The sequence below is a fragment of the Ensifer sp. ZNC0028 genome (assembly GCF_000799055.1).
In the GTDB taxonomy this organism is placed as follows: Bacteria; Pseudomonadota; Alphaproteobacteria; order Rhizobiales; family Rhizobiaceae; genus Ensifer.
In genome coordinates, this window is the sequence record NZ_JTLA01000090.1 from 50,000 (window position 1) to 64,107 (window position 14,108).

Consider the following 14,108-nt stretch of genomic DNA (forward strand, 5'->3'; position numbering starts at 1 on the left):
CATGCGGCTGCATTTTGATAAATCTTCCGCGCAGCAGTGATCAAGTGGGATCGCTTGTATCCAAAGGAGCAATTATGGCCAAGGTTCTCGTTCTCTATTATTCGGCATACGGACATATCGAAACCATGGCGTACGCCGTGGCCGAAGGTGCCAAGTCTGCGGGTGCCGAAGTCGACGTCAAGCGCGTTCCGGAACTGGTGCCGGCCGAGGTCGCCAAGGCCTCTCACTTCAAGCTCGACCAGGCCGCGCCGGTCGCCCATGTCGAAGAGCTTGCCCAATACGACGCGATCATCTTCGGCGCCGGCACGCGCTTTGGCACGGTTGCCTCGCAGATGCGCAACTTCATCGATCAGACCGGCAGCCTGTGGGCGTCTGGCAGGCTGGTCGGCAAGGTCGGTTCGGTCTTCACGTCCTCGGCCACCCAGCATGGCGGTCAGGAATCCACCATCCTCGGCTTCATCCCGACGCTGATGCACCACGGGATGGTCGTCGCTGGTCTTCCCTATGCCTTCCAGGGCCAGATGGGCCTCGACGAGATCAAGGGCGGCTCGCCCTATGGCGCCTCGACGATCACCGATGCCGACGGCTCGCGTCAGCCGTCCGAGGTCGAGCTCCAGGCTGCCCGCTTCCAGGGCGCACACGTCGCCAAGATCGCCGCCAAGCTTTCGGCCTGATCATCTCGACGCAATTGTTTCAAGAGTTTAGGCGGCGCCGCAAGGGGCCGCCTTTCTGTTTGGCGGCTAGCCTTTCCGGGTGATTCGCGAATGTGGCAATTCGTACCACACTTGTGCTAATATCCGCGGCGTTCAGCATTGAGTATGCCTTTGACGAGGAGGAATGCGGGGCTGTGCGGCAACGGCCCGCCGAAGACGGGAGCGTCTTTCGGATTATTGGGAGGGAAGCATGGCGCGGATTACTTACACCATCGTTCCTCATGACGGCGGATGGGCCTACAAGGCCGCCGACGCCTATTCGGAACCCTTTCCCAGCCGCGAAACGGCGCTTGCCGCCGCCAAGGCCGCCGCCGCCGAACAGCAGGTCGGCGGCGACGACGAGGAGATCAGCTTCCAGGACGAAGAGGGCCACTGGCACTTCGAACACACGGATGGCGGCGATCGGCCTGAAGCGACCGTCGAAGACGGCTGAAACGGTCAAGGCGACCGGCTCATTGCGAACACATAGCGTTTAGTATTGCGTGCACACCATCTCTCCCACGGAGGATATTCGATGCACTACAGCGTTCAGATCTTCACCTGGACCCCGCGGCAGGGTGTCCACCAGGTCGGATCGGCAATCGAGGTGGACGCCCCCAATTCCAAGGCGGCAGCGGTCTCGCTTCTCGGCCTCAGGCTGGAAAACCAGGGATGCGCAACGAAACTCGCCGTCCGCGTATGGCACGACGACGCCTACCAGGCGGAATGCGATTGTTACTACTACAACAACTGAGCGGTCGCTCTTTGCGGCGTAAACCTGTCACTGCAGAGTGACAGTCTGACGTCCGCTACCTATTGATCCTGAAATCCGGTTGTCTGGTGCGGGCGGCGGGGATCGAACCCGCACAGCCAAGGCCGAGAGATTTTAAGTCTCTTGCGTCTACCAGTTTCGCCACGCCCGCATGATCCCTAGATCAAACACTCAGGTCAAACAGTCAAGGGTGATCGGGGGGTTACGGGGTGGACAACGCGCTTAGGCGCGCTGTTCTCTCGTCTTCATGAAGTAGAATACGCCCGCGGCAATCATTGCCCCAAGGCCGTAGACGATAAACGAGTCGACAAACGGCCAGCCCGAATTGAACGAGTAGATGGCGGGTGCGACAAACAACAGAACCGCCAAACCCGCGAGGCGCGAGGAAAAGACGCTCAAAGCCGAAACCTTCCGCAGCAGCCATCCAATGAGCCTGCCCACCATCACCATCGCAATCGCTGCACCGAAAACAAGCGCCAACATTGGTTCCCCTCATCTAAGCCACCATGTGGACGATAAGCTGATTCGTGTATCATCGATACGCATCAACTTATAATTGCGATCGACTTGGCGCTTGCGGACGACAGTCAAGCCTTCGGTATCAAGCGCTCAAGGACCGAGCCCAACCCGCCGAGATCCGCAATCTCGCGAAAACGCGGATGAGTCTCCGGCTTGTCGTGGTGTTCGAACGACCAGGTGAGCGCGTGCGGGACATAGACCCCCCAGCTTCCGGCACCGAGTGCAGGCACGATATCCGACTTCAGCGAATTGCCGACCATCATGCTTTTCAGCGCCCCGTCGCCGTGACGCTTGAAGATGCGCTCGTAGGTGGCGACGGTCTTGTCGCTGACGATCTCGACGGCGTCGAAATGGTCGCCAAGGCCGGAGGCGGCGAGCTTGCGCTCCTGGTCGAAGAGATCGCCCTTTGTGATCATGACAAGGCGAAAGTGGCCGTGAAGTGCTTCGAGCGTTTCCTTGACATGCGGCAGCGGCTCAACCGGGTGCACGAGCATGTCGCGCCCGGCGGCGAGGATCTCGGCGATGACCGAGGAGGGCACCTTGCCATCGGTGACGTCGACGGCGGTTTCGACCATGGAGAGCACGAAGCCCTTGATGCCGAAGCCGTAGAGGCCGAGGTTGCGCTTCTCCGCCGCAAGCAGCCGCTCCGACAGGTGTTCGGTGTCCGTGTGGGCGCTCAGAAGATCGGCGAAGCGCGCTTCCGTCAGCCGGAAGAACTGCTCGTTCTGCCAGAGTGTATCGTCGGCATCGAAGCCGACGGTCGTTACTGCGTGGGGCATGGTATTACGGTCCGGCAATCTTGAAGGGTTGGTCGACGCTGGCGCTTTTGCCGCTGTTGACGTCATTGAAATGGAAGCGCAGCACATAGTCGCCGGCAGGAGCACCGGAGACGTCGATGGTCAGCGTCGAATAGATTTCCTGGTTTCTGAGGTGGCCGGTGAAGGTGAAATCACCGAACGCTTTCTGGCCCGCGAGCACGTCGCCCTTCGGGTTGAGAATATCGAAGTCGACGGTGAAGTGGCTTTCGAGTTGGCCCTTCGCTGCCGAATCCTTCCAGGTGAGGCCGATCGGCTCGATATAGGAGATCAGCGACTCTCCCTCCTTGAAGACCGCGCCCTCGCGCGGGTCGTACATGGCGTAGCCGGTGGGCGCCTTGGTCACGAAAACCGCCTTGCCGATCGCCAGTGGCAGCGTTTGCGAGAAATCGCTCATCGCCTGGCGGAGCAGCTCATGGGCCTTCGCCGCGTCGCCGGATGCCGCGAGCTTTTCGGCCTGCACCGCCGCGTCGGCAAGCGGGCCGGCATGGGCGGCGAGCCCCGCCGAAAGCGCCATGGCGGTGGTCAGCACCGCCAGACGACGTATATGTTTCACCATGACGTTCCCCCATCGCCGGTTTCGACCGACATTCGGCATCTGCTGCACCGAGTCAAGACGATAGGGCCGCGAGGCGAATGGTCAATGCTTCCAGAAGACCGGCGTCAGGATTACCAACACGGTCAGCACTTCGAGACGACCGAGCAGCATCATCAGCGACAGCAGGTAGAGTTCGGGATCGCCGAGTGTCGAGAAGTTTCCGGCCGGGCCGATGATCGGACCAAGGCCCGGGCCGACATTGGAAAGGCAGGTAATGACCGCCGAGGTCGCGGTGACCAGATCGTAGCCGAGCGCGCCCATGGCGAGACTGCCGAGCACCCACAGCAGGATATAGGTGATGAAGAACAGGAAGATGGAGCGCTGCGTGTCAGCGTCGACGGTGTTGCCGCCATAGCGCACCGCATAGATCGCGTTGGGGTAGACGATCTTGTTCAGCCCCGACCGGATCGCATTGAAGAGCACGATGAAGCGATAGGCCTTGATCCCGCCGGCGGTCGAGCCGGAGCAACCGCCCATGAAGGTGGCGATGAAGGCTGCGATGACGACGAAGGGCCCCCAGAGGCTGTAGTCCTGGCTGGCATAGCCGCTGGTCGAGAGGATCGAAGTGATGTTGAAGAACGAATGCGCCAGCGCCAGATGGAATTCGACGCCATTGGCCAGCCGGTGGTAGATGGCGACGGCAATCGAGAAGGCCGAGAGATAGCCGAGGAACACGATGATTTGCGGGTCGCGCAACGCATCGAGCCTGCCGCGGGCGACCAGCACGATCAGGATCGAGAAGGGCAGGCTGCAAAGCGCCATGAAGAAGGTGGCGGTCCAGAGCAACGGAATGCTGCCGAAATAGGCGAAGGATGCGTCATGGGTGGAAAAACCGCCCGTCGCCACCGTCGACATCGCGTGGTTGATCGCATCGAAGCGGTTCATGCCCGTCAGGAAGTAGCCGATCGTGCAGAGAAGCGTGATGACAACGTAGATCGCCAGGAAGGCGCGGCTGAAGCTCGCGAGCCGGGCAAAGGGTTTGTCGCCGGTGTCGGAGGACTCCATCTTGAAGAACGACATGCCGCCGACCCTGAGATAGGGGATGATGAACAGGCCAAGCACGACGATGCCGATGCCGCCGAGCCAGCACAAAAGCGAACGCCAGAGCAGGAGCCCCGGCGGCGCATCGTCGAGGCCGACGATCACGGTCGCGCCGGTCGTGGTGATGGCAGAGACGGATTCGAACAGCGCCTGGGCAAAGTCGAGCTTCATGGACGACAGCCAGAGCGGGATTGCGCCGACCACCGAAAACACCGCCCACAGCATGTTGACGAGGACGAAGCCGAACTTCTTTGAAAACGGCGGCGGGCCCATGCGCGTGGCCATGAAGGTCGCAAGCGAAAGGCCGCCGACCATGAAGGAGGACGCGGCAAAAATGCGCCAATCCGGATGGCCGTAATAAAGATCGACCATCGCCGGCACCAGCATGGCGCAGGCAAGGTATATGCCGAGGATCGCCGAAATGTGCACGGCATGCCGGATCAGGGTTGCGTTCAAGCGTTCATTTCCCGGAAGAACAGTGTGGGCGTGCCGGTGGATTGGGCGGTGCGCCATTTTCAACGTCGGCCCGATTCGAGTCAAAGCCATGGCTTCGGGCGTTGCGATGTGCAATAGCGACCGCCAGCGACCAACTCAACGGAAGACCGCACGTGATGAAGCAGGATGTCGAAACCGCAACCGAAGCCTTGCGGGAGATCTTCCCGCCGACGCCGCTGCAGCTCAACGAGCACCTGAGCGCGCGCTACGGCGCCAACATTTACCTCAAGCGCGAGGATCTTTCGCCGGTTCGCTCCTATAAGATCAGGGGGGCCTTCAACTTCTTCCGCAAGGCGATCGGTGCCGGTGCCTCGGGGAAGACATTCGTCTGCGCCTCGGCCGGCAACCACGCCCAGGGCTTCGCCTTCGTCTGCCGCCATTTCGGCGTTCCGGGTGTCGTGTTCATGCCGGTGACGACGCCGCAGCAGAAGATCGACAAGACCAGGATGTTCGGCGGCGAGTTCATCACCATCAAGCTGGTCGGCGATATCTTCGACCAATGCTACAAGGCTGCCCGCGACCACGTGGAAGCGATCGGCGGCGTCATGGTGCCGCCTTTCGATCACGCCGACATCATCGAGGGGCAGGCGAGCGTCGCGGCGGAAATTGCCTGGCAGCTGCCGGAAGGTGTCATCCCTGATCTCGTCGTGCTGCCGGTCGGCGGTGGCGGCCTTGCCGCCGGCGTCACCGGCTACCTCAAGGACAAGGTCGCGGCCGATCATTTCATCTTCTGCGAGCCGTCGGGTGCGCCGAGCCTGCGGGAAAGCCTGGAAACCGGCAGCGTCGTGACCCTCGACCAGGTCGACAACTTCGTCGACGGTGCCGCCGTCGGGCGGATCGGCGATCTGAACTTTGCAGCGTTGCGGCGCTTCTCGCCTGACCAGGTTATGCTGCTGGCCGAAAATGCCATCTGCCGGACGATCGTCGACATGCTGAATGTCGAAGGCGTCGTGCTCGAGCCGGCCGGAGCCCTTTCGATTTCGGCGCTCGAAGCGCTGGGCCCCGAGGCGCTTGCGGGCAAGACGGTGGTCGCGGTCGTTTCCGGCGGCAACTTCGACTTCGAACGCCTTCCCGACGTCAAGGAGCGGGCGATGCGCCATGCTGGCCTCAAGAAGTATTTCATCCTGCGTATGGCGCAGCGGCCGGGCGCGCTTCGCGACTTCCTCAACCTGCTTGGCGACGAAGACGACATCTCGCGCTTCGAGTATCTGAAGAAGTCAGCCCGCAATTTCGGTTCCATCCTGATTGGCATCGAAACGAAACAGGCGGAGAACTTCCCCGTGCTGAAGGCTCGCTTCGACGCTGCGGGGCTGCGCTATCAGGACATTACCGAGAACGAGATCCTCTCCAACCTCATCATCTGATCGGCGTGAGGGCGTCGCGGTCGAATATCGGCACTTAAGCTTTGACAGTGTCGGCCGCGGCGTCTAAGTCTTGGGCATGGCATCGTTTTTCTCGAAATTGTTCGGCCGTTCCGGCAACTCTGAAGACCAGGCGCAGGCAGCACCGGGGAAATCCGAGGCCTATGCGGAATGCACCATCCGCGCGACGCCGATGCGCGAGGGCTCCCAGTTTCGTCTGGCGGGCAACATCGAGAAAGTCTCGGCCGAAGGCGGCGCCAAGGTCCGCAGCTTCATCCGCGCCGATCTCTTCACGTCCGAGCAGGACGCGATCGACGCGGCGCTGCGCAAGGGCCGCCAGATCATCGACCAGACCGGTCCGTCGTTGTTTTCCGACGACGCCCCGTCGCGGCAGGTCTGAGCCGCGCGCCTATATCCAAGATAATCTAAAATAAACAGAACATTGTCTGCCACAGCTCATGTTCTGCGGCAGGAATGCCGGAGACTTGTGTCGGCGGTTTAGCCTGCTGGAGCGGCCAGGCGCCAAGTGTGTGGGCCACCGCAAGCGGCAGCCCACTGATCGGTTCGTGGCTCAGAGCTTGATGCGGAAACGCGCAAAACCCTCGGCAGCGTCACCGGCGTCCTCGATCGTCACGCCCTTCACCTGCGCCAGGAACTGCCGCGCCTTCGGTCCGCTGTCGAAGGTCACGCTGGTGCCTGCGAGCGGGACGAAGGTCCAGTTGGCGTCGGCCGACGGGTTGATCGTGCCCTGCTCGATGATGTAGCGCACCACCACATCGCGGTTGGTGTCGGGCGCGACGAAGACCACCTTGTCGGCGCCGATGTCGGGGAAGTTGCCGCCGCCGCCGGCGCGGTAGTTGTTGGTGGCCACGACGAATTTCTGGGCCGGATCAATCGCTTGTCCGTTGAACTGCAGGTTCTTGATGCGGTTCGAGGCGGCGTTGATGGTGTTGCCGTCCTTGTCGAACTTCGGCGGTACGGAAAGGTCGATCTGATAGGTGACCCCGTCGATGACGTCGAAATTGTAGGACGGGAAGCCACCATTGATCAGCGGTGCGTCCACACTCCCGGGTTTGACCTCGTTGAAGATGCCGGCTGACATTTCCAGCCAGTTGCGCACCTGTTCGCCCGAAATGACCACCGCCTGGACGGTGTTCGGATAGAGATAGAGGTCCGCGACGTTCTTGATCGCGATGTCTCCGGCCGGGACGTCTGTGTAGTAATCGGCGCCGCCGCGTCCGCCGGCCTTGAAGGGGGCCGCGGCCGAAAGTACAGGCAGGTCGCGGTGCTCGGTGTCCTTCAGCATGTCCTTGATGTACCAGGTCTGCGCCTGGCTGACGATCTGCACCGACGGATCGTCGGCAACCAGGGCAAAGTAGGAATAGAGCGGCGCACTGGTCTTGCCGACGGGCGTGCGCACATAGGCGAGCGTCGCCTCGTGGTCCTTCTGCGCGGCCGCCAGGACCTCCGGCTTGTCGGCGACCTCGGCGATGACCTTCTTGTCCTCGCGGCGGTAGATCGGGCGTGCCTCGCTCGTCGAACTGACGACGCGCCATTTGCCGCCGTCGCGCTCGATCAACAGGTCGATCAGGCCGAGATGCGAGCCCCAGAAGCCGCCCATGACGCCGGGCTTGCCGGAGATCAGCCCCTTCTCGTTGTCGACGCCGGCAATCTCCTTGAACTTCGGCCCGGGGAAATCCAGGTGGCTGTGGCCGGTGACGATCGCATCGATGCCTTCGATTGCGGCCAACGGTACGGAGGCGTTCTCGAGGTTCTCCGCATAGGCCTGCTGGCCGATACCGGAGTGCGAGAGCGCCACGACGATGTCGGCGCCTTCTTCGCGCATCTGCGGCACCCAGGCTTCGGCCGCCTTGACGATGTCGCGGGCGTTGGCCTTGCCTTCCAGGTGCTTGGCGTCCCAGGTCATGATCTGCGGCGGTATGAAGCCGATGAGGCCGACGCGGATCGAATGCTCCTGGCCGGAACCGTCCTTCACCTTGCGATCGAGAATGACATAGGGCTTCAGGAACAGTTCGTCCTGGCGCGCATTGGCGGCAAGCGATCCCTTCGTCAGGTTGGCGCAGACCACGGGGAAATTCGCCCCGTTCAGCACCTTGAACATGAAGTCCAGGCCATAGTTGAATTCGTGGTTGCCGAGCGTGCCGCAGTCATAGCCGAGCACGTTCATGGCCGCGACGATCGGGTGGATGTCGCCATCCTTCATGCCGCGCTGATAGGCGATGTAGTCGCCCATCGGATTGCCCTGCAGGAAGTCGCCGTTATCCACGAGGATGGAGTTCGTCGCTTCGGCGCGGATGGCGTCGATGATCGAGGCGGTGCGCGCAAGGCCGACCGTGTCGTTAGGTTTGTCGCCATAGTAGTCGTAGGGGAACACGTGGACGTGCAAGTCCGTCGATTCCATGATCCTGAGATGCGCCTGATTGGCGGCGGCGCGCGCCGAGAATGGATGCAGCATGACGAGTGCCGAGGAGGCCGCGGCCCCCGCGAGAAGCGAGCGGCGCGTGAGGTGAAGCGGGGAAGTCATCGATGTCATGCGGTCCTCCATTTATCAAGAATGCGGGTCTTCATGGAAAAGGAATACAATCGGGAGTTTTGTTCGCTGGTCAGCGAACGACGGTGGGTTGGAGCCGACTATGCCGGAAAGCCGCCGTTTCCGAAAGCGGCAGATTTTCGCACTGAAAGGTCGGGCAACAGCGGACACCTGGTAAAGTTTTCTTCAAGTTTCCTGGTTAACGGTGCTCCAGGAAACGGAACTTTCTCAAGCACATGCCAAACGCCAACCTTCTTCTCTTCGTCGGCGAGGCGCTGGTCTACGTGACGGCGATGATCGGGCTGTTGCACCTTCGTGCCCGACTGGGGCTCGGGGTATTTGTCGCCGCCCTTGGCGTCATGCACTTCATCGAAACCTATCTCGCTGCGGTCTTCTATGTGCAACTGCCGTTCGGCGTGATCTCGCCGGGATCGGCCGTCCTGTTTTCCGGCAAGTTGATGATGATCCTCCTCCTCTATGTGAAGGAGGACGCAGCAACGGTGCGCCAACCGATCTATGGTCTGCTCGCCGGCAATTTCCTGACGGTAGCGCTCAGCCTTCTGCTGCGACAGCACGATACGGTGTCGATCGTCGCGGAGCGCTCCGCCGACCTCGCCTTCATCGACGAGATGGGATGGCTGATGGTCTGGGGGACGACGATCCTCTACTTCGATGCGCTGATGATCATCCTGCTCTACGAGCGCCTCGGTCGGTGGTTGCGTCACTTCGTGACCGTCCGTTTCCTCATCTGCGGTGTAGCGGTGCTCACATTCGATCAGGCCGCCTTCTATGCGGCGCTGCGATGGTGGAACGGCGCGCCGGCGGAGGTGTTCTGGGGCGGCTGGATGGCGAAGATGCTGGCGGCGCCCTTCTATGCCCTTGCCGTCGGCCTTTATCTCAACCTCTCGCGCCACCCGTCGCTTGCCATGTCGGACCGGCCGCTCGGCGATATTTTCAACACGCTGACCTTCCGCGAGCGCTACGAGGATCTGTTGTCGCGCTCGGGGCAGGACACGCTGACCGGCTCGCTCGACCGTAGCCGGTTCGAGGTCGAGGCACCGGAAATGCTGCGCGCGGCCAGCGGCGCGAACGCTGCCGTCACCCTGATGATCATTGACGTCGATCACTTCAAGGGCGTCAACGATCGCTTCGGGCATCTCGAGGGCGATCGCGTGCTCCAACAGCTGGTCGAAACGGTGAAATCGAAGATTCGCCCCGTCGATCGCCTGTTCCGCTACGGTGGCGAGGAGTTCGTCATCCTTTGTCCGGAGATGGACCACGTGGATGGGCTGCGGCGCGCCGATGAAATCCGGATCGCGATATCGAGCCAGTTGTCGACGCCGGATGGGCGCCCGGTGACGGCGAGCATCGGCCTATCGTCGACGCCGGCCGATGGGGGCTCGGTCGAGCGTCTGCTGGCGCAGGCCGATCTGAGGCTCTATGCCGCCAAGGGACGCGGCCGCGATTGCGTCGTCGGCCGGTAGGGTCTGCGGCCGCCTTCAGATGCCGACATTCGGCCGGTCGATGATTTCGCGCAGCGAGAAGCTCGAGTTGATCTTCACCACGTGGGGCAGGGCCGAAAGCCAGTCGCGGTGAATGCGCTCGTAGTCCTGCAGATCCTTGGCCGCCACCCGCAGGATATAGTCGTATTCCCCCGACATCAGGTAGCAGACGAGCACGTTCGGACAGAGCTTTACCGCCGCCTCGAATTCGGCGAGCGTCTTGGCGAACTGCCCCGAGAGCGAAATGTGCACGATGACCATGATCTGGTAGTCGAGCGCCTTGTGGGCGATCCGGGCATGGTATCCGGCGATCGTTCCCGACTTTTCCAGGATGTCGACCCGGCGCGAGCAGGCCGACGGCGAGAGCCCTACCTTGGCCGCAAGGTCGGCATTCGAGATCCGGCCGTTCTGCTGAAGAATGCGCAGAATCGCATGATCGATGGCGTCAAGTTCGCTCATTGGTGATTTCCCTCAATATTGCTCCAAATGCCGCAATATTCTTCGAAATCAATGCGCGTTGGCTTTCGTCTTTGCAAGGACATTCGATTGTCCGCGTGTTTTGCTGATTGCCTCGTCAAAAGCGGCGCAAAAGCCAATAACAGGAGAGGAACGCAAGAATGCGTGTCGGTTGCCCGAAGGAAATCAAAAACCATGAATATCGTGTCGGCCTGACGCCCGGCTCGGTGCGTGAATATGTTGCCCATGGCCACGAGGTAATCGTGGAAACCAAGGCCGGGGCAGGGATCGGCGCGGACGACGATGCGTACCGTGCCGCTGGCGCGAAAATCGTCGCGACGGCAAAGGACGTGTTCGAAAAATCGGACATGATCGTCAAGGTCAAGGAGCCGCAGCCTTCCGAATGGGCGCAGCTGCGCGAAGGCCAAATTCTCTATACCTATCTGCATCTTGCGCCCGATCCGGAACAGACCAAGGGCCTGCTCAATTCCGGCGTCACGGCGATTGCCTACGAGACCGTCACCGACGATCGCGGCGGCCTTCCGCTGCTCGCGCCGATGTCCGAAGTTGCCGGGCGCCTGGCGATCCAGGCCGGTGCGACCTCGCTGCAAAAGGCCAATGGTGGCCGCGGGATCCTGCTCGGCGGCGTGCCCGGCGTACTGCCGGCCAAGGTGACCGTCATCGGTGGCGGGGTCGTCGGCCTGCATGCCGCCCGCATGGCGGCGGGGCTCGGGGCTGACGTCAGCATCATCGATCGCTCGATCCCGCGTCTGCGCCAGCTCGACGATCTCTTTTCCGGCCGCGTACACACGCGCTATTCGACTATCGATGCGCTGGAAGAGGAGGTCTTCTCGGCCGATCTCGTCATTGGGGCCGTGCTGATACCGGGCGCTGCGGCACCGAAGCTCGTGACCCGCGAAATGCTGACCGGCATGAAGAAGGGGGCTGTCATCGTCGACGTCGCCATCGACCAGGGCGGCTGCTTCGAGACCTCGCATGCGACGACCCATTCCGACCCCACCTATGAGGTTGACGGCATCGTGCACTACTGCGTTGCGAACATGCCGGGCGCGGTACCGGTGACCTCGGCGCATGCGCTCAACAACGCCACGCTGCATTATGGTCTGCAACTCGCCGACAAGGGCCTGAAGGCGATTGCCGAGGACCGGCATCTGCGTGCCGGCCTCAACGTGCACCGCGGTCGCGTCACCAACGCGCCCGTGGCCGAAGCGCTCGGCTATGATGCCTATGCGCCCGAAGCAGTTCTGAACGTCGCCTGACAATCGTTTCGGCCCGGCAGCAATGCCGGGCCCATTTCGTCTCAGGCCAGCTCTATCCGGCACTGGTAGCAATTGTTCCGGGTGGAGCGGACGTGCACGGACGTAACGTCCGGTCTCGACAGCAATTCTGTCGCGCGACTTTCCACGTCTTCCCTGGCAACAACGTCGCCGGTTCCATAGACGATGCGCTCGTCCGCGCCGTAGCCGCGCAGCAGGTAGTCGGCGCGTGAGTTCAGGATCGGCGGCAACGCGTCGCCGTCATGCGCCGGGCAGGCCTCGGCGTGCATGAACACGGGCCCGGTTTCCGCATAGGGCTGCAACGAGGAAAACGGCCGAAGCGCGAAAACCAGATAGGGTGCGCCGGCCCCGACATAATCCAGGCAATGACGGCAGGGTACGCCGCCGCCGTCGGAGATCTGTCGCTCCGGCGCATTGCCATAGGCGTCCAGCCCGCCTTCTCTCATCCGGCGGGCTTCCGTGTCGGACATCGGAATATAGCGCAACGACATAGTTTATCTCCTTGATCGGCTTTTGTTGTTCGATCAGGAGAGTGCACTGGCCGCAGCAATCGGGACACCCGGAACTTGCCGCATGGTGTTCTTCAGAGGTTCTTCACCAGCTTCAGAAGTTCGGCATCGGTCAAAGGCTTGACTGTGGCTTCGCGGGTCGCGACCGGCGAGAAGCCGAATTGCTGATAGAGCTGCAGCGCGCGGGGATGGTCGAGGTTGTTGGTGGTCACCGTCAGCTTGCTCGGATTCAGCGCCCAGGCGGCAAACAGCGTCTGCAGCAAGAACCATTTGCCGAGCCCGAGGCCGAGTGCGTGTTCCATCAGCCCGAAATGCACAAGCTCGACCACGTCGTCGTCGCCCTGATGCAGCTCGAAGAAGCCGGCCGGCGCGCCGTTGACGTAAAGGACCGTTACGCTCCGCCTCTTGTCTCCAAGCAGGGCAGCCAGATCCTCGTCGCTCATCCGCAGCCGTTCGGTCCAATGCCAGCGGCGTCCGACGCGCAGATAGAGAAACCGATAGTAGCCGAGCGGAATGTCGGAGACGCGCAGGATCGCGGTCTGGATATTGACCGGCATCGGCAGGCTCTGCTTCGGCGGAGCCGTCATTTCGAGTTCGGTGACGTGCGCCGTCAGCGAGGCGAGCTTCGGAGTGCGCATGGCGTCACTCGCGACCCGTGACGACGGCGGTGTCAGCGCGCCCGCCCCATTCTGACCAGGATCCGTCATAGAGCGTGTTGTCGGTGTGGCCGAGCGACTGCAGCGCCAGGGTGATGATGGCAGCAGTCACGCCCGATCCGCAGGTGGTGACCACGGGCTTCGAAAGATCGACGCCGGCGGCGGCAAATGTCTGGCGGAGGCTCTCAAGATCCTTCAGCTTCCCGTTTTCCGAAAAGACGCCGGACGGCAGACTGTGGGCGCCGGGCATGTGGCCCGAACGAAGGCCGGCGCGCGGCTCGGCTTCCTCGCCATAAAAGCGTGGGGCGCCACGGGCGTCGGCGATCTGGATCGCGCCATCGGCGACGATCTGCTTCATCCCCGCGAGAGACGTGACCGCGGCCGGCGTGAAGCTCGGTGTGAACGTGGCCGGCTTGGGCGAGGGGACGTCCGTGCTCACGGGCCGGTCTTCCCGGTTCCAGCCGTCCATGCCGCCATCGAGCACATAGACATTCTTGGCGCCCATGATGCGAAATTCCCACCACACGCGCGGCGCCGTCATGATGCCGGGGCCGTCATAGACGACGATCGTGTCGCTCTCGCTGACGCCGAGCGCGCCGACGGCTTCGGCAAAAGCTTCCGGCGAAGGCAGCGTGTGCGGCAGGCCACTCGTATGGTCGGCAATGGCGTCCTGGTCGAAGAAGACCGCACCGGGAATGTGCCCGGCGTCGTATTCCGCCTTCGGGTTGCGCTTCTGTGCCGGCAGGTACCACGACGCGTCGAGGATCCTGATCGAGGGATCGCCAAGGCGCTCCTGCAGCCAATCGGCGGAAACGACAAAGGCGCTCTTGTTGTTGGTCACGG

General features: G+C 62.2%; 16 protein-coding genes and 1 tRNA gene. 7 read left to right on the forward strand and 10 right to left on the reverse strand.

Going from position 1 to position 14,108, the window contains the following annotated elements:
• Positions 1-74 precede the first annotated feature (74 nt).
• The 3 genes from wrbA to L981_RS20700 all read left to right on the forward strand — a co-directional run bounded on the left by wrbA (position 75) and on the right by L981_RS20700 (position 1,446).
• Complete coding sequence (gene wrbA / locus L981_RS20690; RefSeq protein ID WP_043620361.1) at positions 75-674, forward strand: NAD(P)H:quinone oxidoreductase; 600 nt, start codon at positions 75-77, stop codon at positions 672-674.
• A gap of 229 nt (positions 675-903) precedes the next feature.
• A complete protein-coding gene (locus L981_RS20695) occupies positions 904-1,146 on the forward strand; it encodes a DUF2188 domain-containing protein (protein WP_043620362.1) in 243 nt (80 codons plus the stop codon).
• A gap of 81 nt (positions 1,147-1,227) precedes the next feature.
• Positions 1,228-1,446, forward strand: coding sequence for a hypothetical protein (locus tag L981_RS20700; protein ID WP_034791089.1), 219 nt, complete (start codon positions 1,228-1,230; stop codon positions 1,444-1,446).
• Positions 1,447-1,530: 84 nt separating this feature from the next.
• Here the strand turns inward: L981_RS20700 and L981_RS20705 are convergent.
• From L981_RS20705 to L981_RS20725, 5 genes are all read right to left on the reverse strand, one after another.
• Positions 1,531-1,615 (reverse strand) — tRNA-Leu (locus L981_RS20705).
• 71 nt (positions 1,616-1,686) lie between these two features.
• The gene (locus L981_RS20710) at positions 1,687-1,947 is read right to left on the reverse strand and encodes a hypothetical protein (protein WP_043620365.1); all 261 of its coding nucleotides are present in this window, start codon (positions 1,945-1,947) and stop codon (positions 1,687-1,689) included.
• A 104-nt stretch (positions 1,948-2,051) separates the two neighbouring features.
• Positions 2,052-2,762, reverse strand: a complete 711-nt coding sequence (locus L981_RS20715) for an HAD family hydrolase (RefSeq protein WP_043620368.1) — start codon at positions 2,760-2,762, stop codon at positions 2,052-2,054.
• A 4-nt stretch (positions 2,763-2,766) separates the two neighbouring features.
• Positions 2,767-3,315 carry a hypothetical protein gene (locus tag L981_RS20720; protein WP_371258901.1) on the reverse strand — a complete coding sequence of 183 codons (549 nt, stop codon included), beginning with the start codon at positions 3,313-3,315 and terminating at the stop codon, positions 2,767-2,769.
• 123 nt (positions 3,316-3,438) lie between these two features.
• Positions 3,439-4,893: a TrkH family potassium uptake protein gene (locus tag L981_RS20725; protein ID WP_043620375.1), complete on the reverse strand. Its 1,455-nt coding sequence runs from the start codon at positions 4,891-4,893 to the stop codon at positions 3,439-3,441.
• 155 nt (positions 4,894-5,048) lie between these two features.
• Here L981_RS20725 and ilvA point away from each other — a divergent pair, with 155 nt between their 5' ends.
• A complete protein-coding gene (ilvA, locus tag L981_RS20730; protein WP_043620378.1) occupies positions 5,049-6,296 on the forward strand; it encodes a threonine ammonia-lyase in 1,248 nt (415 codons plus the stop codon).
• A 76-nt stretch (positions 6,297-6,372) separates the two neighbouring features.
• Positions 6,373-6,693: an HlyU family transcriptional regulator gene (locus tag L981_RS20735; protein ID WP_043620382.1), complete on the forward strand. Its 321-nt coding sequence runs from the start codon at positions 6,373-6,375 to the stop codon at positions 6,691-6,693.
• 171 nt (positions 6,694-6,864) lie between these two features.
• Here L981_RS20735 and L981_RS20740 read toward each other — a convergent pair whose 3' ends face one another.
• Complete coding sequence (locus L981_RS20740) at positions 6,865-8,838, reverse strand: bifunctional 2',3'-cyclic-nucleotide 2'-phosphodiesterase/3'-nucleotidase (RefSeq protein ID WP_043620510.1); 1,974 nt, start codon at positions 8,836-8,838, stop codon at positions 6,865-6,867.
• A gap of 242 nt (positions 8,839-9,080) precedes the next feature.
• Between L981_RS20740 and L981_RS20745 the strand changes: the two genes are divergently transcribed.
• Positions 9,081-10,328 (forward strand): diguanylate cyclase, encoded by a 1,248-nt coding sequence (locus tag L981_RS20745; RefSeq protein WP_043620384.1) that lies wholly within the window; start codon positions 9,081-9,083, stop codon positions 10,326-10,328.
• A gap of 15 nt (positions 10,329-10,343) precedes the next feature.
• Here L981_RS20745 and L981_RS20750 read toward each other — a convergent pair whose 3' ends face one another.
• Positions 10,344-10,805 (reverse strand): Lrp/AsnC family transcriptional regulator, encoded by a 462-nt coding sequence (locus L981_RS20750; protein WP_034791115.1) that lies wholly within the window; start codon positions 10,803-10,805, stop codon positions 10,344-10,346.
• Positions 10,806-10,963: 158 nt separating this feature from the next.
• On the opposite strand from L981_RS20750, the gene ald reads away from it, so the two are divergent.
• Entirely contained in the window at positions 10,964-12,082 is a 1,119-nt protein-coding gene (gene ald / locus L981_RS20755; protein WP_043620387.1) for an alanine dehydrogenase, read from the forward strand.
• Positions 12,083-12,123: 41 nt separating this feature from the next.
• Here the strand turns inward: ald and L981_RS20760 are convergent, their stop codons facing one another.
• The 3 genes from L981_RS20760 to sseA all read right to left on the reverse strand — a co-directional run bounded on the left by L981_RS20760 (position 12,124) and on the right by sseA (position 14,106).
• Positions 12,124-12,591, reverse strand: coding sequence for a DUF1203 domain-containing protein (locus L981_RS20760; RefSeq protein ID WP_043620390.1), 468 nt, complete (start codon positions 12,589-12,591; stop codon positions 12,124-12,126).
• A gap of 92 nt (positions 12,592-12,683) precedes the next feature.
• Positions 12,684-13,247 carry a GNAT family N-acetyltransferase gene (locus L981_RS35180; protein ID WP_043620393.1) on the reverse strand — a complete coding sequence of 188 codons (564 nt, stop codon included), beginning with the start codon at positions 13,245-13,247 and terminating at the stop codon, positions 12,684-12,686.
• A 4-nt stretch (positions 13,248-13,251) separates the two neighbouring features.
• Positions 13,252-14,106 (reverse strand): 3-mercaptopyruvate sulfurtransferase, encoded by an 855-nt coding sequence (gene sseA, locus L981_RS35185; protein WP_043620396.1) that lies wholly within the window; start codon positions 14,104-14,106, stop codon positions 13,252-13,254.
• Positions 14,107-14,108 lie beyond the last annotated feature (2 nt).